Source organism: Pedobacter frigoris, assembly GCF_032678645.1.
Classification (GTDB): Bacteria; Bacteroidota; Bacteroidia; order Sphingobacteriales; family Sphingobacteriaceae; genus Pedobacter; species Pedobacter frigoris_A.
Genome location: NZ_JAVTSP010000004.1, coordinates 112,525 through 136,438, shown reverse-complemented (window position 1 = coordinate 136,438; position 23,914 = coordinate 112,525). Strand labels below are relative to the sequence as shown.

The following is a 23,914-nucleotide window of genomic DNA, read 5'->3' as shown; positions in this document are numbered from 1 at the left end:
GTGAATAAAATTTCTAATGAAATATTTTGAAAACTAATATTTTAGTTTTAAGTTTATACTAAATTCTTAGTTATAGAAAAAATAATGCGCATTATTTTGACTGTCAAAGAATTAAAAACTTAAACTTAAAACATGGAAATTAAAGACTTAACAAAAGCAGAAGAGCAGATCATGCAAATTGTATGGCAGATAGAAAAAGGATTCGTTAAGGATGTAATGGACTTCCTGCCTGAACCAAAGCCAGCATACAACACGGTATCTACTATCATTCGTATCCTCGAAGTAAAAGGATTCATCGGCCACGAAGCATTCGGGAAAGCTCATGAATACTATCCATTGATCAGTAAGGAAGACTATAAACGCCATGCTACGGAGAAGTTACTAGGTGGCTACTTTGAAAATTCCGTTGAGAGTATGTTTTCGTTCTTTGTCAAAGAAGAAAAACTCGATCTCAGCGATGTAGATGAAATTCTTAAAATGATTAACAAAATTAAAAACAGACCAAGATGAGTTGGGCACATTACATCCTGCAAGTCAATATATACCTAGTTATATTCTATGGCTTTTATAAGTTATTGTTAGACAAAGAGACTTATTTCATCCTAAACCGGATTTATCTGGTATCTGCCGGTCTATTCTCTCTTATCATTCCTTTTATAAGGCTTGAATGGTTTACGCAGCAACAGGTTGTCCAGCCGGTATATGTTGGTGTTAATCAATTAAATCAACTTGTAACTCAGGTAGCCATAATACCAGAGACACCTTCAAGCTTTAGTATAGGGAATTTCATAGTATTGATCTATATCGCCGGTGTTTTATTCTTTATATCAAAATTCATCTACCAGCTTTTGTCAATAAGACTGGCCTTAAAGAAAAAAAATGCTGGTTTGGCCTTTTCCTTCTTCAACCATAAGATCGTAGACAAAGAGTTACCAAATAGCTCCACAATTGAAAAACATGAGGATATTCACGTACGCCAGTTACATACCTTAGATGTATTGTTTTTTGAAATATTAGGCACCATAACCTGGTTTAATCCGATCATTTATTTTTACAAGAATACCGTTAAAAATATTCATGAATACCTGGCAGATGAAGAAGCTGCAAAATTTCAGGGAGACAAAGAAGAATATGCTTTATTACTGCTAAGCAGTGCCTTTGGCGTGAGCCCCAATAGCCTTACAAATAGCTTTTATAATAAATCTTTAATTAAAAAAAGAATTTTTATGTTACACAAACAACGCTCCGCAAAAACGGCCGTACTGAAGTATGGCCTTTTTGTACCTCTTTTCGCGCTAACGCTAGTCCTATCCTCAGCAACAGTGCGTGATAACGAACAGATTCTCCAGTTGGCCGATCAGGTACCTCTTGAAGAGCCCTTAAACTTGGCTAAAGAAACGATTACAGATGTTATCATTACACCTGTCAAATCCATCGTAAAAGCAGCAAAAACAAGTTCTAAATCGGTTCAAAATATCCAAATTATTCCAGCGGTTACAGAAACTGCTTCAGCTGGTTGGGAAGATTTTTACAAGTACATGCAAATGAATTTAAGATATCCTGCCCAAGCTCAGCAAAACGAAATCCAGGGAAAATGTCAGGTTAAATTTGCCATAGAAAATGGAGAAATTGAGGGTGTAACTTTAGCATCTAAAACGTTAGGTTCGGGAGTCGACGCCGAGGTTATTACCAGGATCTTAAACTATAAAAACTTTAAAACCGTTCCCAATGGTAAATATACTTTTATCGCAAGCTTCACATTGCAAGGAGCAAAATCTGCCGTTTTAAATGAAAACATAGGAGCTATTGAAGGTTATACCAGCTTAAATACAGTGGTAATATCCGGATATGCTCCAGACCAAATAGCAGTTACACGAAATTTATCTCAGGTGGTAGTAAACGGATCTGCGTCAAATGATGATAAAGTGTACGATTTTACCAGTTTGCAGAAGAACCCTGAATATCCTGGAGGTATAGCGAACTTTTACGCATATGTTCAGAGAAATATTAAATATCCCATAGAAGCCCAATTAAATAAAACCCAAGGTAAAGTATTACTTTCTTTTGTTGTTGAAAAGGATGGATCACTGACAAATATAAGGGTCGACAGAAAATTAGGAGATGGCACCGATGAAGAGGCATTAAGGGTATTAAGCGAAAGCCAAAAATGGTACCCGGGTATCGTCGACGGTAAAGCAGTAAGAGTAAAATATAACATTCCAATCAGTTTTACCTTGGACAAGGGCGGTAACAAAACAGGTACAACTATACAAAAAGAACAAACAATAGATAAAATCCTATTAAGAAGCGGTAGTGAAAACTTGGAGTTCGCTTCAAATTCTTCAAAAAACCTGCTTTATATTCTGGATGGTAAAAAAATAGAAACGGGAGATGTCACATCAATTAAATCAAAAGATATTGAGTCCATTTCAATTCTTAAAGATGCAGCTGGATCGGCGCTTTATGGCCCTGCGGGTAAAGAAGGGGTTGTCTTAATTACTACTAAAGCAGGCAAGAACCCAAAAGATAAGGATTAACCTCATTCATCAATGTTCTCAACTATACTCTAAATTTTAAAAGCTCTTTACACACAAAACGCCGGCTAATTAGCCGGCGTTTTGTGTGTAATAACCTTGTCTCGTTATATAAATTTATTAAATATCTTCCTCAGATACAAATTTTGCAGAATAAAAGTCTCTGTTCATACGTGCAATGTTCTCTAAAGAAATTCCTTTAGGGCATTCTGCCTCACATGCACCTGTATTTGTACAGTTACCAAAACCTTCTGCATCCATTTGAGCAACCATGCTCTGAACACGTCTGTATCTTTCAGGCTGTCCTTGAGGCAACTGTGCCAATTGCGAAATTTTAGCAGAGACAAATAACATCGCAGAAGCATTTTTACAAGTAGCTACGCAAGCTCCGCAACCAATACACGCTGCCGCTTCGAAAGCTGAATCCGCCTGTACTTTTGGAATAGGAAGGTTGTTAGCATCTTGTGCGTTGCCCGTATTTACTGAAATAAAGCCTCCGGAAGCAATAATCCTATCGAATGCAGTACGATCTACCATCAAATCTTTAATTACCGGAAAAGCCTTTGCACGCCATGGTTCCACAACAATTGTATCTCCATCGTTAAAAGAACGCATGTGTAACTGACATGTAGTAATGCCTTCCTTAGGTCCGTGGGGCCTGCCATTGATGAACATAGAACATGCGCCGCATATTCCTTCCCTGCAGTCATGGTCGAAAACAACCGGTTCTTCGCCCTTAGCAACCAGGTCTTCGTTCAACACATCGAACATTTCTAAGAAAGACATATCTGGAGAAACCTCCGAGATTTTATAATCTACCAGATTACCTTTAGCTTTGTTATTCTTCTGACGCCAGATTTTCAGCGTTAAATTCATATTTCCTGTACTCATGATATTGAGATTTTAGTACTTTCTATTTATAACTTCTTTGTGCAACCTTAATATTTTCAAACTTCAGCTCTTCCTTATGAAGTTTAAAGGTTACGTCACCTCTATATTCCCATGCGGCTACATAAGCATAGTTTTCATCGTCACGCATTGCTTCACCTTCTTCAGTTTGATATTCTTCTCTAAAGTGGCCACCGCATGATTCATTTCTGTTCAATGCATCCATACACATCAATTCACCCAATTCGATGAAGTCTGCCACACGGCCAGCCTTTTCCAGCTCAGGATTCATTTCGTCCGCAGTACCAGGCACGCGCAGGTCACTCCAAAAATCTTTACGCAATTGCTGTATCTCTACAATTGCTTCTTTAAGTCCTTGCTCATTCCTTGCCATACCACATTTATCCCACATGATCTTTCCTAATTTCTTATGGAAATGATCTACAGACTTTGTCCCTTTAATAGACAAGAATTTATCTATGATCGCTTTTGCATTAGCCTCAGCTTCTACGAATGCCGGGTGATCTTGTGGAATAGGTTTAGTTGCCAGTTCTTTAGACAAATAGGCTCCAATAGTATAAGGGATCACAAAATACCCGTCGGCTAAGCCCTGCATCAAAGCTGATGCACCTAGACGATTAGCACCATGATCAGAAAAGTTGGCCTCACCTAAAGCATATAATCCAGGCACAGTTGTCATCAAGTTATAATCTACCCAAAGACCGCCCATGGTATAGTGAACTGCAGGATAGATACGCATCGGCAATTCATAAGGATCTTCTCCCGTGATTTGCGCATACATATCAAACAGGTTACCGTACTTCTCTTTGATTACCTCGCGGCCAAGTTTCATACAAGTTTCCTTATCGGGATTATGTATATTCTGCTTATTAGCCTCAATTCTTCCGTAACGCTCTGTATTTGCTTTAAAATCCAGATATACCGCAAGCTTAGAGTTACCTACGCCATAACCAGCATCACAACGTTCTTTAGCTGCACGTGAAGCTACATCACGAGGAACCAGGTTACCGAAAGCAGGATACCTGCGCTCTAAATAATAATCTCTCTCATCTTCAGGAATTTCTGAAGCCTTACGCGGATCATCTTTTTTCTTGGGAACCCATATACGTCCATCGTTACGCAACGACTCAGACATCAGGGTTAGTTTAGATTGATGATCGCCAGACACAGGAATACATGTCGGGTGAATTTGAGTATAGCATGGATTACCGAAGAAAGCTCCTTTTTTATGTGCTTTCCATGCAGCAGTCACATTACTACCCATTGCATTAGTCGAAAGATAGAATACGTTACCGTAACCACCGCTGCACAATAATACTGCATGGCCTGAATGACGTTCCAGTTCTCCTGTAAGCAAATTACGAGCAATAATACCTCTTGCTTTACCTTCAACCACAACAACCTCCAGCATTTCATGGCGGGTAAACATTTCTACCTTACCCATACCTACCTGACGCTCTAAAGCACTGTAAGCCCCTAAAAGTAATTGCTGACCTGTTTGTCCAGCCGCGTAAAAGGTTCTTTGAACCTGTGTACCTCCAAAAGAACGGTTGTCCAGTAGACCTCCGTATTCTCTTGCTAGAGGAACACCCTGTGCTACGCACTGATCTATAATATTAGCACTTACTTCAGCCAAACGATGAACGTTAGCCTCACGTGCACGATAATCACCACCTTTTATAGTATCATAAAACAATCGATAAGTACTATCACCGTCATTTTGATAATTCTTTGCCGCATTGATACCACCCTGGGCCGCAATAGAGTGTGCCCTTCTTGGTGAATCCTGGAAACAAAAACATTTAACCTTATAACCCATCTCTGCAAGAGTAGCTGCAGCTGAAGCCCCGGCTAAGCCTGAACCAACAACGATTATCTCTATGCTTCTTTTATTGGCCGGATTAACCAATGGCATAGAAGAACGTAACTTAGTCCATTTTTCGGTTAATTCTCCTTCGGGTATATGAGCATTTAATTCTGCCATGTTATTTAAACTTAAGATCAAAAATTATTTAATAAGACCCAGATACATTGCAATAGGCATGGAAGCAAAAATCAATGAAATGATAATTGAATACCAAACCCCAAGCGCTTTAATAAGTGGGGTGTATTTCTTGTGATTCCATCCCAAGGTCTGGAAAGCAGAAGAGAATCCATGCAATAAGTGATATGCCAATGAAAACATTGAAAATACATAAAGCGCTACAATAAATGGATTTTTAAAGGTCTCCACCATGATCACAAACATATCATCGTGTCCGTTTGCATCTACAGTTGGAATTCCTGTAAAACGTGAAATTACCCAAAATTTAGAGATGTGGACAATCAGGAAAATCAACAACAAAGTTCCCAATAATCCCATAGAACGTGAATACCATTTACTATTAGCAGAACCATTTGTTACAGCATATTTAACCGGTCTTGCAGCCTGGTTTTGAAATACAAGCCTAAAGCCCTGGATAATGTGCGCAAGCAAACCTGCAAATAAAACTACTTCCATTGCTCTGATCAACCAGTTAGTTGCCATAAAATGAGCCCCTGCATTGAAAGTTAATCCCCCGTCATTCACAAAAATCAGTGAATTAAGGAAGCAGTGAACTACAAGAAATGAAATAAGAAAAAGGCCTGTGATGCCCATTATTAATTTTTTTCCTATAGATGAGGAAAAAGCGTTTCCGAAACCAGCCATTTATATCTATTTTTAGTTTTGTCATGCAAAAGTATTTAATAAAAGAATTAATTGGTTAATCCTTTGCATAAAAAACAGACAAATAAGCTATTTAGAAACGTTCTAAGATTTAATGATTTAACGCCGCAAAAAAAATGAAAAAAAACCACCCCCGTTTAGCTATTGCACTGATCTCGTTCTTATTCCTACTCTCATGCAAGCCAAAAGAAACAACATTAGACATTAGATCGGCTAATTTCGGCCCAAACGCAGTAATTGAGATCTATAGCCTCTCCGGATCAAAACCATTGCTGACAGAAAACCTTAAAAATAAACCCCAGTCTTTCAAAATAAAACCAAACGCTCCCGGGTATGGCAGACTGGTAGTCAATGCTGAACCACGCCAACAAACAGAATTTCTGATCTATCTTGACGGCAATACTTATGAGATCAGTCTGGACAGAGATAACATTAGGCAATATCCAATAGCAGGTTCTAATTCCCAACAAGTGAAAGAGCTTCTAGAGTTTTACACGCTCCAGGACAGCATGTCTAAAGAGAACAACAAAAACCTCCGAATTGCCCTTAAAAAAACAGAAACAGCACCAAGAGAAACAATAGAAATATCTCTAAAAGAATATGAGGAATGGCAAGAAAAGTCCAAGAGGACCATGACCTCGGTTATTCAGGCTTTTGCAAAAAGCTATCCCACATCTATGCTCACCCCAATCCTTATAGATCGTTTTGGTAGTCCGGAATCTTTTGCACCCGAGTACAAAGCAATAATCAAAAACCTCAGTGCAGAAGTTAGGGAAAGCAAAGAAATCCAAACTCTTTCTAAAGAAATAGACAGAATCGCACGCATGCAGCCAGGCCAAAAGATGGCGGAAATTAACGGAAAAAATCCTGAGGGGGTACCATTTAACCCGAGAGTATTAAAAAGTATAAACGTATTTATTTGCTGGACATCTTACGACGCTGAATCAAGAAAAGCCAATCCTGACTTAATCAGGTTATACGAATTATATAAAGATAAAGGAGTTGAGTTTATAGGTGTTTCTTATGATAAACATGAAAAATGGTGGAAAACGGTGATTAAGGATGATGGTCTGAGCTGGCCTCAATATGCCGACTTATTAGGCGCCAAATCTCCTAATCCAGGTAACCTTAGCGACTACAAATCGCCATATATATTCATCACTGATAAATCAGGAATCATTCTGAGTAATAATATCCCAGTGTCCAATCTAGGCTTCGAAATAACCGACTGGCGATCAAAAGCTAAATAAAAAAGGGCGGAAGAGTAAATCTCTCCCACCCTTTTCTATAGTTTCAAGCTTGCCTAATTGATATTAAAAGTAAATGCACCTTCTGGTCCTACTCCAGAAATTCTTGTCATTCCATTTCTTGTTGCCGGCAATGCATCCTCAACATCTTTACTACTGTTCACCGGTTTTCCATTAATCGAAGTGATCAACACCCCTTTAGGTATCTCCCATGAATCAAATAGTTTACCTTGTTCTATCCCAGTTACAACCACTCCATTTTGTACCCTATATCTGCTTTTTACTTGAGCAGAGGCGGGCGCAAAAGAAGCACCCAACTTATCTATTGTTGCTTTATTATTATTTTTTGCTACTGCAGGTTTCAGCGTCGCAGCCACACTATTTTCACCCTTAAGGGTTACATTCGTGTTTTTTAACTGACCATCTCTTAAATAAGTAAGCTGTACTTTATCGCCAGGACTTAATCTGCCGATTTTTTCCTGCAGGTCTGGTGAATCGTAAATTGTAGCACCGCCAACTTTTTTAATGATATCTCCTTTTTTTAATCCTGCAGCATCTGCTCCACTATTTGGAACAACATCAGTTACATACAATCCAGTGATGTCATCTATTTTCAGTTTCTCAGCTTCATCCGCATCAAGAGCCGCGAAAGTTACACCGATATAGCCTCGTTTCACTGCGCCATATTTCCTGAAATCATCCAGAATTTTTTTAGCCAGGTTAACTGGAATAGCAAACCCATAACCCACATTAGTACCCGTTTGAGAAGCAATGGCGGCATTTATACCTATAAGCTCTCCATTAGCATTTACCAGTGCCCCGCCGCTGTTACCTGGGTTGATAGCGGCATCGGTTTGAATATATGATTCAATACTGTTGTTTGCAGGCATTTTTCCTGTTCTCTGATATTCTTCGTATTCTTCTTCAGAAGGTTGCTGATTTCTGGCCAAAATACCAATGCTACGCGCTTTCGCACTAATAATACCCGCCGTAACTGTAGTCTGCAAATCCAATGGGAAACCGACTGCCAAAACCCACTCTCCAATCTGAACATTATCAGAATTACCCATTTTCACCACCGGCAAATTTGTAGCTTCTACTTTTATCAATGCCAAGTCTGTATTCGGATCTTTGCCAATTACCTTAGCACTCACTTTGCGCCTGTCAGATAAAATTACTTCTATTTTATCCGCATTGTCTACCACGTGGTTATTGGTAACTATGTAGCCATCCGGAGTCAAAATAACCCCTGATCCTGAAGCTGCCCTCGGTGCACGTTGCATCCTTCTGCCACCGCCGCCAAAAAAGTCTTCAAACATATCCATAGGAGAACTCCCGCCTCCCTGACTAGAGCTGTTTCCTGTATAAGAAGTTTTGATGTGAACAACTGCAGGCGACACAGATGCCGCAGCTTCTACAAAATCTACCGCTCCAGTTGATGCAATTTTTGGATTACTCGCAAATAATACATTTTGTTGTTCTTGAAATGATAACGCATCACCACCTTTAGGCTCTAATAATTTATAGCCCCCAATTGCAGCCGCACCACCTATAAATGCAGCCACCACCATTAATCCTATTCTTTTCATTTATATATTGTTTTAAATTCAAAATTCATATCATTCTCATCTTTAAGCATAATGATCATTTTCTTTTCTATGATATAGTCAAATTTAATACCATATAAACGATATTTGCATCTGTAATACGTCACGAATTCTGTTAAAAAATGTTAAATAGCCAATCTTCGTCAAAAATGGATGTCCATTTCTATAAATACCAGGGAGCCGGAAACGACTTTATACTGATAGACCACCGCAGCAGCCCTATCAAAGATATTGATTATGAAAGAGTTAAACAACTTTGCGACAGGCGTTTTGGAATCGGCGCAGACGGACTAATGTTTCTGACAGCACATCCTGAATATGATTTCGAAATGCTTTATTTCAATGCAGATGGAAGACCAGGCAGTATGTGTGGGAATGGGGGCAGGTGTATTGTAGCTTTTGCTAAACACCTTGGAATCATAGACAAAGAGACTGACTTTCTGGCGGTTGACGGACCTCATTATGCCAGAATTTCTGAAAAAGGCAATTGGATAGAGCTACAAATGATTGATCTTGACACGATAACCAGAGATGGAGAAGCCTATGTGCTAAATACCGGCTCACCTCACTACGTAATACAGCAGCAAGATTTAATTCATTTCGATGTGTACAATCAAGGCAAAGCCATTAGAAACAACACTACGTATCAAGAGAACGGTATTAATGTCAATTTTGTAGAGGATCAAGGCGATCATCTTTTCGTCCGCACGTTCGAACGTGGTGTTGAAGATGAAACCTATGCCTGCGGAACCGGCGTCACTGCCGTAGCCATCTCCATCGCCAAGCATAAAAATCAAATTGGTCATATTCAGACTCCTGTCAAAGTATTGGGCGGAGACCTGAAAATAACCTTTGATTACGACGGGAAGCAGTTTACTAACGTATTCCTTTGCGGGCCTGCAGAGCGCGTATTTGAAGGGGAGATTACTTTTTAATCTCTTTCAGCAAGGTGTGCCGCCACACCTATTTTGATCTCCCCGAAGCTAAATTTGGTTCCCAGATGAGACCTGATGGGCGTCATATTTATAGTCTGCAATACTTTTATAGCCTGAAGAATTTTTTCCAGTTTTTTGGGACCAAGAATATCTTCTGCTGATATCTCCTGCCTGGCCACAAAATGTGCCAGATGTCCCTCTATTGTCCCAACAGCCATTTTACGTTCAGATGCAATCTCTGCGATAGTCTTGCCTTCCAGGAAAAGTTCCAGCGACAAGTCTTTGGTATCTGGCTTTGCCTCCTTGTTCTTAGGAGTTATAGATTTGCTTCTCGATTTCTTTTCTGTAAAATCAAGCTTACCCGGCATTGCGTATACTTTTTCCATTTCCCCTGCACGCTGTGCCTGATTCAACAATCCATTTACATCTTTTTTTGTAAACTCCTCTCCCTTAATTGTAGCCCGCAACAAACCCGTAGCTTTACTGATTTTCTTAACCTGTTCGTAAAACAAAGCTTCCATTTCCAACAGCTCTGTGAGGTATGCAACTACCTGCTTATCCTGTTTCACCAGTTCCATTCTTTCAAAGATCTTTTTGGAAAAAGCAGACAACAACGGATTAAAATAATTCTCAGCCGCCTCAGCCCTTTCCAAAAGTAAAGCAGTACCATCTTCTGTCTTTACCTGACACAGACGTTGAATCTGCAAAAGAAATTTACTCGCATGTGCTTTTAATTCACTAAGGTCTTTCAATAGCTGGCCGGCCCATTTTACATGTTTTTGTTTGGCCGATTTATTAATGTCTTTTGTATAGGAGTGCACGTGCTCATATACGTAATTATCAAGAGGCGTCAGATCAAAACACTGCAACAGGTAAGATCTAAGAAAAGCTTCACTTTCTTGATGTATCCTTGTCTCCAATTCTTCCATCGCCTGCTTGTTCTTCGAAAACAATGAAACATTCTGGTCTTGTCTGATCCCTGTTCCTGAAATCTGTGAAGTCAGCACCAGCCCGTCCAGAGAGCGCAACCGGGACAATGCCACGTAAATCTGCCCCGGAGCGAATGCATTTCCGATGTCAATTATTGCCTTGTCAAATGTCAATCCCTGACTTTTATGCACTGTAATTGCCCAGGCCAGCTTCAGAGGATATTGGGTAAATGTGCCAATCAATTCTTCCTTTATTTCTCCGGTCACTTTATCAGTTGTATACCTGATATTTTCCCATTTGTATTTCTCCAGTATAACTTTTTCATTGTTACCTTCTGTCTGAACCTCGATCAAATCCGTTCGTAGTTCGGTAACGGTTGCTATTTTTCCGTTGAAAAACCGCTGCTCACCTGTCGGATCATTTTTAATGAACATTACCTGTGCGCCAACTTTGAGTTCCAGAATATTTTCCGCAGGGTATGCATACTCACTGAATTCATCCTCAACTTTTGCCCGGTATAAATAAGATGGAGATTTCAGCTCTTCCAGGCTTTGCTTATTTAAGGTATCTGCTTTATTGTTATGTGTAGTAAGGGTGATGTATTTATCATCTAAAGACGGCTTAAAATCCGCCTGATAATACTTTTCAAGTAATGCCACATCCTGCGCAGTCACCTGATTATTTCTAAGGTTATTTAGCAAACCAATAAAAACATCATCTGCCTGTCTGTAAATTTTTTCCAGCTCTATATAAACAGGAGGATCTTGCTGAAGTGCCAGTGCATCAAAAAAATAGGCGCTTTTATAATACTGGCCCAGCAAATTCCACTCATTGGATTTAACAACCGGCGGAAGCTGGTGAAGATCGCCTATAAATAGCATTTGCACTCCACCAAAGCTGGAATTGTTTCTTCTGATATAGCGCAGTACCATATCTATTGCATCCAGCAGATCAGCACGGAGCATACTGACCTCATCAATAATCAGCAGCTCCATATCAACCAGCACTTTTCGCTTGGTCGCAGTCATATTCAAGTGTCTTACGATAGACTTCGGCGTGTTGTACTGCTGATCGTAATGATCACCATCGGCAGCGGGCTGCTTGGGCAAATACGTGCCAAAAGGAAGCTGAAATAATGAATGTATTGTAACTCCGGCTGCATTAATTGCGGCAATGCCCGTCGGTGCAGCAATAACAGCCTTTTTATGGGTAAGATCGATTAAATTCCTTAGAAAAGTTGTTTTACCAGTCCCCGCTTTTCCTGTTAGAAAAATATGTTTAGAAGTATAATTAACAAATCTCGCGGCGAGTCCGGCAGGATTAGCAGTTTCTGAATTCAGCATGTTACAAAGCTAACAAGAATTGCTTACTTAAACCTAATGCACAAAAAAACCATTATCACTTAAGCTAAGTCAAATAGGACTATAGACGGAATTTTCACGAAGTAATTTACCATCTAGTTTTGACCACAATAGCGAAAAACAAAAACATTTTCAATATACGAATCTATTCGTATATTTGATTACGAATTTATTCGTACAAAAAGAAAGTAACAGAATAACCGACAATGAGTCATATAGAAACCATTTATCAAAACTTTAACATCTTTTAACAATCTAAGCTTTCAACTACTAATCTTTTAGTTATAACTTAGCTTAACCAAACACACAATATGAAATTAATAGCTCTAACTACTCTTCTTATGTGCTGTGCAATACTTTCTTTTGCACAAAAGCCATATGCAATCAAAGGCGCCGTAACCGACACCATGGCTACCTACAAATTGGTGAACACAAGTGTCACTATCTTAAATCAAAAAGATTCAACATTGGTGAAATTTGCACGGGCAAATGATGAAGGACATTTTGCCATAAACAATTTGAAAGCCGGCAGATTTATACTTCTCCTCACTTATCCCGGATATGCAGATTATACTGAGGAATTTAGTCTCGATTCCATCAATCCTGTGAAAGATTTTGGCGATATAGATCTTATACTCAAATCCAACTTGCTTGAAGGCATAATCATCAAAGGAAAAGTCGCTGCCATAAAAATAAAAGGTGACACCACAGAATTCAATGCAGGTAGTTATGTCATTCAACCAAATTCAAAAGTAGAAGATCTGCTCAAGCAACTGCCCGGCATCACTGTTGATAAAGATGGAAAGATCACTGCTCAAGGACAAACAGTCAATAAGGTATTGGTAGATGGTGAAGAATTCTTTGGTGATGACCCAACCCTCGTTACTAAAAATATTCGTGGAGATATGGTCGACAAAGTGCAACTATATGATAAAAAAAGTGATCAGGCCACTTTTACCGGCATAGACGATGGTGAAAAAACAAAGACCATTAATATCAAATTAAAGGAAGATAAGAAGAATGGTTATTTTGGTAAAATAGATCTCGCCGGAGGTACCGACAAATTCTATCAGGGACAAGCCATGTTCAACCATTTTAAAGGCAAACAAAGGATTTCAGCCTATGGCATCTTCGGAAATACCGGACAAACCGGACTGGGCTGGGGAGATGCCAGTAAGTATGGCGGTTCGAACGGAATGGATTTCTCCATGGATGGAGGAATGATATTCAGCTTTGGTGGGGGCGACGACTTCGATTCTTTCGACGGCAGGTACAACGGCCAGGGTATTCCTTCCGCAAATAGCGGCGGTTTTCATTACGAAGACAAATGGGATAACGATAAACATGCACTAAACACCAATTACAAACTCGGCTCCATTGGCGTGAAAGGAAATAGAAACAACCAGAGCTTAAACAATCTGCCCAGCGGCGATTTATTTAACACATCTGATCAGAATTTCGACAACATGATGTTCAGACAAAAGCTGGATGCTACTTATACACTTAAATTAGACTCGACTGCTACGCTTAAAATCTCGGTAGATGGTACCTTGAAAAACAGCAAAACGAAAGACAGCTACAATTCCTCGAGCAAAGGTAACGGCAACAACCTGCTGAATACAGGGGAGCGCGATCTTGATAATGAGAGTGATCAGCAACTTTTTAACGCGTCGGCTTTCTATTCAAAAAGGCTAAAGAAAAAAGGCAGAACGATTTCAGTAATCATGAGGGAGGCCATAAACAAAAATGACACAGAAGGTTATTTAACTTCAGAAAACATTTACTACAACAGGTTAATACCCGGACAAATAGACAGCACAGTCAACATCGACCAGTTCAAAACGAACAATAGCCTTAGTCATTCACTCAATACCAGTATGACATATACGGAGCCCATTTCCAAAAAAATAGCACTGACGTTAAATTATGGTCTGAATATCAACAACAGCAGTTCAGACCGCAAGTCATTCAACAAAACGGGTGAAGAGTACAACAACTTTGATCCCAAGTTTAGCAATGACTTCCAGCTGAACCAACTGTCAAATCAGGTAGGCGCAACGCTATCTTATACTCATGAAAAAATCAACATAAGGCTGGGAAGTAATGCTACAAATGTCAACTTCAAACAATTCGATGCCTACACCAACAAGACCTACAAAAGAACCTTCATCAACTGGAATCCCAACGCAAGTTTTAACTATCGCCTAAAGCAACAAGAAGGAATTAACATAAATTATTATGGGTATACCAGTCAGCCGACTATCGATCAAATCCAGCCTATCAGGGAAAATACAGATCCTCAGAACATCAGATTAGGTAATCCGGACCTGAAACCTTCTTTCTCAAACGGCTTCAGACTAAATTATAACCTGTATAAAATTTTAAGTGAACAATCAATTTGGGCAAGCGCCGGTTATAATTTTACGGCTAACCCGATTACCAGCAACAGGATTACGGATCCCGAGACAGGTAATAGTACTTATCAATCGATCAATCTGAATAGGAATCAAGCCAGTTTTAATTTCGCCTTTAACGGCGAAAAAAAAATCAAAAGTATAGGATTAGGTATTGGACTGGATGCTGGAGTCAGCGGCAATCAGAATTACGGGATGATCAATAATGTCGTCAACACCACCAATACTTACAATTACACAGGCAACTTAAGTGTATCAAAATACGTCGAGAAAAAATATAGCTTCAGAATTTCCGGCGGACCAAGATACAGCGATACCCGTTCCTCTCTTCAAACAGGAACGACCAACAGAGGCTGGGGCTTTGATGCCAATGGAAACCTGAGCATTTATCTGCCTGCTAAAATAGAGTTCAGCACCGATGGAAATTTGCAGTATACCGGAAAAACGCAAACTTTTAATGAAGATTTTAAGCGCATCATATGGAATGCATCCATCAGCAAAAAATTCTTCAAGACGGAAAACCTGAAAGCATCCATTTCTGGAAATGACTTGCTCAATCAAAATGTTGGCTTCAGCAGGTATGCCAGTGCAAACATGCAGTCACAAAACAGTTATACAACTATTCAAAGATATTTCCTGTTCAGCCTTGTTTGGGATTTTAACAAAATGGGCGGAGCTCCTACTAAATAACGCATCTTATGAAATTACAACAAACCACAATCATCTTTTTAAGCTTTTTTCTTACTGCTACCTGCAGCTTCGCACAGAACGCAAGATTCCCTTTCAGTGGGGTTATTGAATATGAAAAGAGTATAAACATGTTTGCCATGATAAAGAAAAATATGGATGAAAGTTCTGGCAACTTCTGGAGGGATATGTATGATAATTACAAGCGGAGCCAACCTCAGTTTAAGATTTTAAAGAGCACGCTTGCCTTTTCAACTAACAAAACGGTTTTTACTCCCACTGCCGACACAGAATCCCAAAGGGGCTTTTTCTTCGGCAATGACCCCATTGTTTCACAAAACAATACCATCTATACGGATTTTGCAACCGGAATGTTCACTGCACAGAAGACAGTTTATGAGGAAACTTTTCTGTTAAAAGATACAATCAGAAAAATAAATTGGAAGTTAACCAGCGAGATACGAACCATTGCAGGATACGAGTGTCGCAGAGCTAACGCGATTATCCTGGATTCCATTTATGTAGTTGCTTTCTACACTGATAAGATCCCTGTATCGGGTGGTCCTGAGTCATTTACAGGTCTTCCGGGAATGATTCTCGGTGTAGCACTCCCTCATGAAAACATAACCTGGTTTGCTAAGACCGTCACTGACAGATCCGTCTCTCCTTCCGAGATCAAAATACCATCCAAAGGAAAACCGACGAATTATAAAAGTCTGAAAGAAACCATCAATTCAGCATTAAAGGATTGGGGAGACAATGCCAAATCTGCACTTAAAGCATTTTCGCTTTAATTCACCAGTAGTTTATAGCCTTTTCCGTGTACATTAAGTATCTCTACCTTAGGGTCTTCCCTAAGGTATTTTCTTAATTTACTTAAAAACACATCCATGCTGCGGCCATTAAAATAGTTATCGTCATGCCAGATGCTCAGCAAAGCCTCTTCTCTTGTCAATACACTGTTTTTTTTCAGACAAAGTAATTGTAGCAACTCTGCTTCCTTTGTCGACAATTTCTGCTGCTGACCTTTATAATGGATTAGTTGTGTCGTATAATCAAAAGAATAATCGCCGATCTGAAACAGGGTCTGAGCAGCAGAAACATCTGAAGGTTCCTTCACAGCTACCCTTTTTAGCAACGCATTAATTCTCAATAAAAGCTCCTCAATTCTAAAAGGTTTGGTGATATAGTCATCGCCTCCAAGATCGTATGCAGAAGCCTTATCCTCCATCATGGCCTTTGCAGTAGCAAAAATAATTGGCACATCCTGATTGATTTTTCTAATTTCCTTCCCAAGCGTAAACCCGTCCTTTTTAGGCATCATTACATCCAGGATACACAAGTCAAAATCCTTCTTAGTAAATGCTTTCAGCCCCTCATCTCCATCTACGCAAAGCACCACTTCAAACTTACCTTTAATCTGTAAATAGTCTTGCAGCAGCAGCCCAAGATTTGGATCATCTTCTACTAATAGGATTTTTTTCATGTGTCGTTAATTTTTATTTATTGGTAAGCTGATTTCAAATACGGTACCCTTATCCTTCTCGCTATGCACTTTAATCGTTCCATTCATCTGCGTGATGATGTCCTGAACATAGTTTAGTCCCAGACCAAACCCTTTTACATCATGAAGATTACCTGTAGGCACCCTGTAAAACTGATCAAATATACGTTTAGTCTGTTCTTTAGTCATACCTATGCCTTCATCTGCAATTTCAACAATCAGATTTTTTCCTGTATTTCTTGTTGTAACCTGAATTTTAGGGGGTCCTGAACTGTACTTATTTGCATTGTCAATCAAATTGTAGATCACGTTCGACAAATGCAGTTCATCACCAAAAACTACCGGGTTTTCCGCATTAAGGTTTAGGAGCAGTTCCGCATCTTTCTTCTGTAGCTGCAACCCCATGCTATCAACCACCACAGCGATCAGGTCATTCATGTTCAATTCGCTGTATTCCAGTTTCAACTCCTTCTTTTCCAGTCTTGCAATGCTTAAAACCCGTTCGATATGATTACCAAGTCTTACATTCTCGTCATAAATAATCCCCGCAAGCCTGCTAATCCTCCCTTTATCTTCTGCAATCTCGGGGTCTTTAAGGGCCTCACTCGCAATCATGATGGTCGCAACAGGAGTTTTAAACTCATGGGTCATGTTATTGATGAAATCTGTTTTCATTTCAGAAATCTTCTTTTGCTTCATAATGGCATATATCGTATAAGCAAAAATGAATACCAATATAAACAGCAATCCGGCCGAAGAAGCCATAGCTACACTTAGATTTGAAAAAATCAATGAATTCTCATTTGGAAAATGGATGTAAAGCATTCCCGGATCACGGGTAATGAAATTAGTCAGCATTACCTTATGTGTATTTTTAGGCAACAATTCTTCATCAATATGACCGTTAGAGGCCTTCATATACACCAAAGAATCCTTCTGAGCGAGGCTCACCCAAAAATCATATTTGAGACTGATGTTTCGGTTCATCAGTTCTTTTTTCAGGAGTGTATCCAGCATATCCCTGGAAACCAACTTACTGAGCGGAACATTTGCTTCCCTCATTTCCTTGGCCACATCTTGTATCATCAGATTTGCCTCCGGTTCCAAAGGCAGCGTATCGGTCATTAATCTTTTAAGCCCTTCTTCATATTTCCTTTTAGCAAGATCGCTTTCCAGCTTAAACTTTCTTTCAAGCTCGTTATCTATAGTCTTTACACTGATCAACACCAACTTGCCAGTTACAGGATCTATTGCGTGATACCTTATACTATCAGGTATTTCATTGGAAATAATGCTAAATGTTTTCACACGTTGGGGAACAAAAGTTGATTTGATCTGCCCACCGATGACATTCCCATAGGCATCCAGACCAACATTCACATCCACATGCACAGGGGAGCTCAAAGGATTGCTCATATCAGAGGCTGCTGCAAATTCACTTTCTGTAATCCGTACCGGATTTACATAGGCCCGGGCAATGTCCTTTTCTGTTTTATTGAGGTCCGCAAAAACAAGGCTTTCGAGCTTTATCAGCCGCTTCTCTTCTTCAGCTTTATACCTTTCTTTATAATCTACCAGCTGTTGTGCCTGATTGCGAATCTCCGTTTCACGATCTCTTTCCAGCTTAAGATCTCTTTTATTGATGTGCAGGGCAGCATTTCTCTTCTGCACTTTGTTTACCACAGCGTTCAAAGCTTGATTTACATCCTGCTGAAAAAGTCGTGAATTTAGATTATAGGCTTGCCTGATGTAATATAACTGCATTACAAACACCCCTAGCAAGGCTAAAGTCATCAATGCGGTGATCAACCAAAGGCTTCTTTTCTTCATTATATGATATACAAAATTAATGAAGCAAACACAGAATCACCTCTATTTAACAATTTTTAACAGAAGACCTTTCTAATTTACAAGAACTTACCCATATTATTTACATAACCAGGAACGGTACCTGGTTAAATCCCACACTAAAAACTGCTGAATTCAACCGGGTTACAAGCTGATCTCGGGTGTTGTAAACTTTCCCTCACCAACATTGCGCTTACCTGCTTTTTTTCTCCTAAAGTAAATCAATGACAGGATACTGAATGTACCCCCAATTAATGGAACTACAAGCAAACATTCTTTAAAGAATTGCACCCAGCTGATCTCTACATGTCCGAACTCCCGGAATAACAACAGCGAAAAACTCCCGGCATAACCAATGGAATCAGCAACATACATAATAAAGCCTATATTGCTTTTGTAATTAAACGTTGCGATCATCCTTTCAAAGAAAATAGCATTGTAAGGTATATAGGCCATATACAACCCAGTTCCCAGAAGTGCCATCCAGGCAACCGGGCTAAGATAACCCTGATCAAAAAGAAAAGTACTGAAACCTACCAGAATACAGCCTGAAATGATCATAATATGAATAATCGTAAAAGCCCTGAGGTTATTTTTGATAAGTATTAAAAACCCGATCATGAGCAATACAACCAACGAAATAATCGTATCTATCTGCGTGTAAATATGATTATCATGAACTCCCAGACCATTCCATATCTCTACCTCAAAATTATCTCTCAAATCACGTATACAAGTAAGTACTACATAAATGATAACTGTGCAGACAATTCCTGGAAGGAAATTGGCAACAAAAGCCTTTCGCTGTTTTTGGTCCATCGGAACCCGTTTGGTGCGCAGTCGCAGATCCTCTTCATTTGGAGGAGGTAAAATTTCCAGCAGAAAGACAAAAACAAGAGCAGGAATTAAAAATACGAGACCTGTTAGAAAAGGCATCCAGTATTCACTTACTGAAAACACCAGCATTATATTTCTGCCAACTGTTTTTACAAACCCAGAAGCAAAAATAAGACTGATAGACATTACCGCTCCCATAAACTCTGTAGTCCTCCGACCCTCGAGATAACTGAATACAAGTCCCCAGATCATACCCAGAGGGAGCCCGTTCACAAATAAGCATAAAACATTATAAGGTGCAGGAATAACGGCAAAACCAAGGAGGGCAACCCAGGAGATCAGCAGTAGTAAAATAATACTTTTGGCCCGGTTCTGCTTGCCCGATTCCGAGATAAAACGGATACCATAAAACTTACTAAAGGTATACCCCATCATCTGTACTATGACCAGCCAGACCTTATAATCTACCCCAAAAAGTTCATGATGCTCAAAAGTGGCAGCCGCAAATGCTTTACGAAAGGCATACATACTGGTATAACAGCCAAACGCTGCGAGTCCTCCAATCAGGGTGATCAGCCAATAGGGCATTTTTTTCATCTTATACCCCCACTTTACAACGAGCAGCAGTTCCTGCTGTTTCTAAAACCATCAATTTACCACACATATTACATCAATTGTTGTGCAATACTAAACTTTGTTTATTATTAGTAAACAAACTCAATGTTATCAAATTGTAAACAACATTACAGACGACAGTTCCACCCAATTAAATTCAACTTAACATCGGTGGAAAAACAAATTTTATTGGATGAAAATTAACTGTAATTTTAACGCTCATTAAAAAAACTGAATCATCATGCAAGAACCAAATCCATTAAATCAGGTAGCAGAATTCCATAAAACATTTAAGCATCCAATTAAAGATACTCCGGGCATTCCTTCAAAAGAAAGGGCAAACTTGCGGGTATCGTTGCTAGCAGAAGAACTTCAGGAACTAAAACAGGCCATTGAAAGCAATGATTTTGTGGAAGTTGCAGATGCGCTATGCGATCTACAATATGTACTTAGCGGTGCAGTACTTGAATTTGGACTGGGTGAAAAATTTAAGGACTTATTTGATGAGGTACACCGTTCAAATATGAGTAAGGCATGTAAATCAATAGAAGAAGCTAACGATACCATACAGCATTATCGTAAAAACCACCAATGTGACGCATACCATAAAGAAGAGGATTCATTATTTCTAATATACAGAACCAATGACAACAAAACGTTGAAATCAATCAACTACTCTCCGGCAAACATTAAAGGTATTCTGGCAAATCCCCATCCATTAGTCTGATCATGAAATCACCGGCCCTGGCAAGTATCTCGTTATAAAGCTGACTTTTACACCCCCTCTTCAGAAAATCATCTTCTATAACTTTCACCATAGAGGAGGTTAAATCTGCTGCAAGCACTACTTCTCCTGAATCCGGCAAACCGTCGATCCTCATTGTCAGAATATCTGTTATTTGTTTGACCAAAACATCCGGACTATTCGTGTATTTATGCATGTCATCCGTTAACAGGGTCTCTAAAAGATCTCCGGGCCGGAGAATAGAAAATGGCAGTGAAAGCGCCGCCATTTTATAAATTTTCTCCCTGTCATTCTTCAGTAACTCATTAAAAGAGACGACTTGACTTGCACCACCCTCCATCTCCTTTACCGCCTTTTCAAGAAAGGGAATATATGTCGCTAATTTATCTTTGGATTTACTTTGCACTATAAAAAATTGAATTCCGCTAAACAGTGCAAAAATAATATTAGTTGAGAAGGTAAACGGGTATTATAGTGCTTAAAGCTTTCATATTAATCCATATTCCAGGGCAAAAAAAATGCCGCCCCTGTTGAAGGGCGGCACGGTGGTCAATTTGTTTATTTAAAAAAGGTCTTTTTAGAAAGGAAGATCATCATCTTCACCTGGCGCACTGTTTAAATCAGCCGGAGGTGCATATGCTGGTGTAGATGCAACTGGAGCACCTGCTTGTAAGGCATTGATACGCCATACTACTAAACTATTGAAATAAGATGTTTTTCCGGCTTTATCTGTCCATGGACGACCGCGGAGGTTGAAAGAAACCTCAACATCATCACCTTGTTTTAAAGTATCAAACAAAGCTGTTTTATCTTGTAAGGCCTCAAACCTGATGTATTCAGGATAAGTAGGGTTTTCTGCATATTCTATAATCAGGTCACGTTTCTTAAAAGTCTCACTCACCTGCTGTAATGCACCAATTTCATGCACTTTTCCTTTAATTTCCATATCAAATACTATTTTATTCTTATCCGAAGTTCAAATCTCTATATTTTTATTGATAACTTCGTAGAATTAATTATGCAAGTTTTCCACACAAAAAGTAAGGTTATTATAACCTGCAATAAGCGCCTTTCCTCTTATTTATTGGAAGAGGTCAAGAGCCTGGGTTATGAGATCGTAAGAGATTTTCCAACAGGCGTAGAATTGAACATTACCCTTACGGAATGTATCAAACTAAACCTGAATTTGAGATGCGCAAGCCAGATTTTATACTGTCTGAGTAGCTTCAAAGCCAACAATCCAGAAGAACTCTACCGTGAAATGGTAGCCATTGCATGGGAAGACCTGATTGATTTTTCAGGCTACTTTTCCGTAACCTCAAATGTGGATAACCCAACAATCACGACTCCTTTATTTGCCAATCTTAAGGTAAAGGACGCGATTGTAGACCGCATAAAAGACAAGAAAGGAATCCGTCCAAATTCCGGTTCTGATGCCAACAAAGCAGTGATCCATTTATACTGGAAAGATAGCGAGGCTGATGTTTTTATAGACACCTCAGGTGAAACCCTTGCAAAACATGGCTACCGTAAAATTCCCGGTAAAGCCCCGATGCTGGAAGCTCTTGCAGCAAGCGTAGTCATGAGTACACAATGGGATAGAAAATCACCTTTTGTAAATCCAATGTGTGGTTCGGGTACCCTTGCTATTGAAGCCGCCCTGATTGCGACAAACCGCAGACCCGGCTTATACCGCATGAACTATGGTTTTATGCACATTATGGGCTACGATGAGCAGGAATTCTTTGCTGAACGCAGAATCCTGAAAGATCAGGTCATAAAAAATGTGGATCTGCAGATCATCGCTACAGACATCTCTGAAGATGCTGTTGATGTAAGCCGCAAAAATGCAAAAACTGCTGGCGTAGATACATTGATCCAATTTGAGGTTTGTGACTTTGCTGAAACCCAGGTACCAGAAGGCGGCAAGGGTGTAGTTGTATTCAATCCTGAATACGGGGAACGCCTTGGTGTACATTCTAAACTGGAACTGACCTATAAGCGCATGGGCGATTTTATGAAACAACAATGCAAGGGTTATTTCGGCTATATCTTTACCGGAAACCCTGATCTTGCAAAAAGAATTGGATTGAAAGCGACACGCAAAATCGAGTTCTATAACGGTAAACTGGATTGCAGAATGCTGGAATATGAATTGTATGATGGCACGCGCAGACCAGAAAATGAAAGACCGTTAAAGGAAGATTAACATTCTTATTACGTGCCAGGCAATTCACTGTCCATTTCCCAAATATTTGTATATTAGATTTGTATTAACACACAAATCTATGAAAATCCTATTGATCCCGGTGCTGGCATTATTGCCATTCGGCACCCTGTTTGCTGCCGAAAGCAAACTACAGTTACAAGCATTCTGTGCTTTCCAGCAGACCGAAGTTATCGATACTGCCAAAAAGACCTTTTCTGAAAAAGAATGGAAAGAGCTTGAAAAAAAAATCAAGACAAGCGTTCCTAAAGACATCGCAAAAGTCATGATCAAACAGTTGAAGAATATCGATCCGGATAAACTTACAAATCTTGACCCTAAATCTCTTCAACAGAATGTTTTCAAGTTTGATATGATGTCTGATGAAATGGAAGAAGCAGCCGATAAAGCCGACTACGAAACTGAACGCAAAGAGATCATCGATGATTTTAAAAATGATTCTTTTGACGATGCTTCAGAAAAAAGAGAGGCCCGCAGAGAAATGAAGGAAGAATTAAGAGAACTTAAAAGAGATTTTCAGGAAGAGCAAAAAGACAAAAGACAAGAACGCAGGGAAAATAAGAGAGTAGCTAAAAAAGATCTAAAGGAAGCCAGAGTTTAAATATTTCCCTGAACCCATTCACCAACTATACAGGGTTGTACTGAGAGTACGGTTATCGCCCAATTAATCCGCGATGAGTGCACGTTTTATTAGAGAAAACGTGCACTCACCCTGCACTCATGGTGCACTTATGGTGCACTCATCTTAAAGTAGAATGAATCTTACCATTTGCGCGTAACACTCTATAGCTGATCTGTTATATTTGC

General features: G+C 39.4%; 19 protein-coding genes. 9 read left to right on the top strand and 10 right to left on the bottom strand.

The features are described from left to right. Positions 1-132 precede the first annotated feature (132 nt). On the top strand, positions 133-510 hold the full coding sequence (locus tag R2Q78_RS14020; protein WP_136835952.1) for a BlaI/MecI/CopY family transcriptional regulator: 378 nt from the start codon (positions 133-135) through the stop codon (positions 508-510). Then, positions 507-2,537 (top strand): TonB family protein, encoded by a 2,031-nt coding sequence (locus R2Q78_RS14015; RefSeq protein WP_316792936.1) that lies wholly within the window; start codon positions 507-509, stop codon positions 2,535-2,537. The genes R2Q78_RS14020 and R2Q78_RS14015 overlap by 4 nt, the downstream gene beginning before the upstream one ends. Before the next feature lie 117 nt (positions 2,538-2,654). Here the strand turns inward: R2Q78_RS14015 and R2Q78_RS14010 are convergent, their stop codons facing one another. The 3 genes from R2Q78_RS14010 to R2Q78_RS14000 are packed head-to-tail and all read right to left on the bottom strand — an operon-like array spanning position 2,655 to position 6,132. After that, positions 2,655-3,425: a succinate dehydrogenase/fumarate reductase iron-sulfur subunit gene (locus R2Q78_RS14010; RefSeq protein WP_316792934.1), complete on the bottom strand. Its 771-nt coding sequence runs from the start codon at positions 3,423-3,425 to the stop codon at positions 2,655-2,657. A gap of 22 nt (positions 3,426-3,447) precedes the next feature. Then, a complete protein-coding gene (locus R2Q78_RS14005) occupies positions 3,448-5,427 on the bottom strand; it encodes a fumarate reductase/succinate dehydrogenase flavoprotein subunit (protein ID WP_316792932.1) in 1,980 nt (659 codons plus the stop codon). A gap of 24 nt (positions 5,428-5,451) precedes the next feature. Further along, entirely contained in the window at positions 5,452-6,132 is a 681-nt protein-coding gene (locus R2Q78_RS14000; RefSeq protein WP_316792930.1) for a succinate dehydrogenase cytochrome b subunit, read from the bottom strand. A 134-nt stretch (positions 6,133-6,266) separates the two neighbouring features. Between R2Q78_RS14000 and R2Q78_RS13995 the strand changes: the two genes are divergently transcribed. After that, the gene (locus tag R2Q78_RS13995; RefSeq protein ID WP_316792928.1) at positions 6,267-7,400 is read left to right on the top strand and encodes a thioredoxin family protein; all 1,134 of its coding nucleotides are present in this window, start codon (positions 6,267-6,269) and stop codon (positions 7,398-7,400) included. 53 nt (positions 7,401-7,453) lie between these two features. Here R2Q78_RS13995 and R2Q78_RS13990 read toward each other — a convergent pair whose 3' ends face one another. Next, positions 7,454-8,986 carry a Do family serine endopeptidase gene (locus tag R2Q78_RS13990; protein ID WP_316792927.1) on the bottom strand — a complete coding sequence of 511 codons (1,533 nt, stop codon included), beginning with the start codon at positions 8,984-8,986 and terminating at the stop codon, positions 7,454-7,456. Positions 8,987-9,153: 167 nt separating this feature from the next. Between R2Q78_RS13990 and dapF the strand changes: the two genes are divergently transcribed. Further along, a complete protein-coding gene (dapF, locus tag R2Q78_RS13985; RefSeq protein ID WP_316793563.1) occupies positions 9,154-9,939 on the top strand; it encodes a diaminopimelate epimerase in 786 nt (261 codons plus the stop codon). On the opposite strand, the gene R2Q78_RS13980 is transcribed toward dapF, so the two are convergent. Next, entirely contained in the window at positions 9,936-12,212 is a 2,277-nt protein-coding gene (locus R2Q78_RS13980) for a helix-turn-helix domain-containing protein (RefSeq protein WP_316792925.1), read from the bottom strand. The genes dapF and R2Q78_RS13980 overlap by 4 nt on opposite strands. 329 nt (positions 12,213-12,541) lie before the next feature. Here R2Q78_RS13980 and R2Q78_RS13975 point away from each other — a divergent pair, with 329 nt between their 5' ends. Both R2Q78_RS13975 and R2Q78_RS13970 read left to right on the top strand, forming a co-directional pair. Continuing rightward, positions 12,542-15,334: an outer membrane beta-barrel family protein gene (locus R2Q78_RS13975; RefSeq protein ID WP_316792923.1), complete on the top strand. Its 2,793-nt coding sequence runs from the start codon at positions 12,542-12,544 to the stop codon at positions 15,332-15,334. An 8-nt stretch (positions 15,335-15,342) separates the two neighbouring features. After that, positions 15,343-16,125 carry a GLPGLI family protein gene (locus R2Q78_RS13970; protein ID WP_316792921.1) on the top strand — a complete coding sequence of 261 codons (783 nt, stop codon included), beginning with the start codon at positions 15,343-15,345 and terminating at the stop codon, positions 16,123-16,125. Here the strand turns inward: R2Q78_RS13970 and R2Q78_RS13965 are convergent. The 3 genes from R2Q78_RS13965 to R2Q78_RS13955 all read right to left on the bottom strand — a co-directional run bounded on the left by R2Q78_RS13965 (position 16,122) and on the right by R2Q78_RS13955 (position 20,117). Beyond that, positions 16,122-16,817 (bottom strand): response regulator transcription factor, encoded by a 696-nt coding sequence (locus tag R2Q78_RS13965; protein WP_316792920.1) that lies wholly within the window; start codon positions 16,815-16,817, stop codon positions 16,122-16,124. The two genes, R2Q78_RS13970 and R2Q78_RS13965, sit on opposite strands and share 4 nt — an antisense overlap. Before the next feature lie 6 nt (positions 16,818-16,823). After that, complete coding sequence (locus R2Q78_RS13960) at positions 16,824-18,665, bottom strand: HAMP domain-containing sensor histidine kinase (RefSeq protein WP_316792919.1); 1,842 nt, start codon at positions 18,663-18,665, stop codon at positions 16,824-16,826. A gap of 162 nt (positions 18,666-18,827) precedes the next feature. Then, positions 18,828-20,117 carry a DUF5690 family protein gene (locus R2Q78_RS13955; protein WP_316792917.1) on the bottom strand — a complete coding sequence of 430 codons (1,290 nt, stop codon included), beginning with the start codon at positions 20,115-20,117 and terminating at the stop codon, positions 18,828-18,830. A 259-nt stretch (positions 20,118-20,376) separates the two neighbouring features. On the opposite strand from R2Q78_RS13955, the gene R2Q78_RS13950 reads away from it, so the two are divergent. Then, entirely contained in the window at positions 20,377-20,862 is a 486-nt protein-coding gene (locus R2Q78_RS13950; protein ID WP_316792915.1) for a nucleoside triphosphate pyrophosphohydrolase family protein, read from the top strand. Here R2Q78_RS13950 and R2Q78_RS13945 read toward each other — a convergent pair. Both R2Q78_RS13945 and R2Q78_RS13940 read right to left on the bottom strand, forming a co-directional pair. Further along, positions 20,825-21,286 (bottom strand): hypothetical protein, encoded by a 462-nt coding sequence (locus R2Q78_RS13945; protein WP_316792913.1) that lies wholly within the window; start codon positions 21,284-21,286, stop codon positions 20,825-20,827. The two genes, R2Q78_RS13950 and R2Q78_RS13945, sit on opposite strands and share 38 nt — an antisense overlap. Positions 21,287-21,457: 171 nt before the next feature. After that, on the bottom strand, positions 21,458-21,826 hold the full coding sequence (locus R2Q78_RS13940) for a DUF3127 domain-containing protein (protein WP_136835966.1): 369 nt from the start codon (positions 21,824-21,826) through the stop codon (positions 21,458-21,460). 72 nt (positions 21,827-21,898) lie between these two features. Here R2Q78_RS13940 and R2Q78_RS13935 point away from each other — a divergent pair, with 72 nt between their 5' ends. Then, a complete protein-coding gene (locus tag R2Q78_RS13935; protein ID WP_316792910.1) occupies positions 21,899-23,089 on the top strand; it encodes a class I SAM-dependent RNA methyltransferase in 1,191 nt (396 codons plus the stop codon). Positions 23,090-23,168: 79 nt separating this feature from the next. Next, complete coding sequence (locus tag R2Q78_RS13930; protein WP_316792908.1) at positions 23,169-23,708, top strand: hypothetical protein; 540 nt, start codon at positions 23,169-23,171, stop codon at positions 23,706-23,708. Positions 23,709-23,914: the final 206 nt, after the last annotated feature.

Excerpts from the sequence above, each read along its gene's own strand:
- R2Q78_RS14020 (WP_136835952.1), top strand. The coding sequence starts at position 133 with ATGGAAATTAAAGACTTAACAAAAGCAGAAGAGCAGATCATGCAAATT.
- R2Q78_RS14015 (WP_316792936.1), top strand. The coding sequence starts at position 507 with ATGAGTTGGGCACATTACATCCTGCAAGTCAATATATACCTAGTTATA.
- R2Q78_RS14010 (WP_316792934.1), bottom strand. The coding sequence starts at position 3,425 with ATGAGTACAGGAAATATGAATTTAACGCTGAAAATCTGGCGTCAGAAG.
- R2Q78_RS14005 (WP_316792932.1), bottom strand. The coding sequence starts at position 5,427 with ATGGCAGAATTAAATGCTCATATACCCGAAGGAGAATTAACCGAAAAA.
- R2Q78_RS14000 (WP_316792930.1), bottom strand. The coding sequence starts at position 6,132 with ATGGCTGGTTTCGGAAACGCTTTTTCCTCATCTATAGGAAAAAAATTA.
- R2Q78_RS13995 (WP_316792928.1), top strand. The coding sequence starts at position 6,267 with ATGAAAAAAAACCACCCCCGTTTAGCTATTGCACTGATCTCGTTCTTA.
- R2Q78_RS13990 (WP_316792927.1), bottom strand. The coding sequence starts at position 8,986 with ATGAAAAGAATAGGATTAATGGTGGTGGCTGCATTTATAGGTGGTGCG.
- dapF (WP_316793563.1), top strand. The coding sequence starts at position 9,154 with ATGGATGTCCATTTCTATAAATACCAGGGAGCCGGAAACGACTTTATA.
- R2Q78_RS13980 (WP_316792925.1), bottom strand. The coding sequence starts at position 12,212 with ATGCTGAATTCAGAAACTGCTAATCCTGCCGGACTCGCCGCGAGATTT.
- R2Q78_RS13975 (WP_316792923.1), top strand. The coding sequence starts at position 12,542 with ATGAAATTAATAGCTCTAACTACTCTTCTTATGTGCTGTGCAATACTT.
- R2Q78_RS13970 (WP_316792921.1), top strand. The coding sequence starts at position 15,343 with ATGAAATTACAACAAACCACAATCATCTTTTTAAGCTTTTTTCTTACT.
- R2Q78_RS13965 (WP_316792920.1), bottom strand. The coding sequence starts at position 16,817 with ATGAAAAAAATCCTATTAGTAGAAGATGATCCAAATCTTGGGCTGCTG.
- R2Q78_RS13960 (WP_316792919.1), bottom strand. The coding sequence starts at position 18,665 with ATGAAGAAAAGAAGCCTTTGGTTGATCACCGCATTGATGACTTTAGCC.
- R2Q78_RS13955 (WP_316792917.1), bottom strand. The coding sequence starts at position 20,117 with ATGAAAAAAATGCCCTATTGGCTGATCACCCTGATTGGAGGACTCGCA.
- R2Q78_RS13950 (WP_316792915.1), top strand. The coding sequence starts at position 20,377 with ATGCAAGAACCAAATCCATTAAATCAGGTAGCAGAATTCCATAAAACA.
- R2Q78_RS13940 (WP_136835966.1), bottom strand. The coding sequence starts at position 21,826 with ATGGAAATTAAAGGAAAAGTGCATGAAATTGGTGCATTACAGCAGGTG.
- R2Q78_RS13935 (WP_316792910.1), top strand. The coding sequence starts at position 21,899 with ATGCAAGTTTTCCACACAAAAAGTAAGGTTATTATAACCTGCAATAAG.
- R2Q78_RS13930 (WP_316792908.1), top strand. The coding sequence starts at position 23,169 with ATGAAAATCCTATTGATCCCGGTGCTGGCATTATTGCCATTCGGCACC.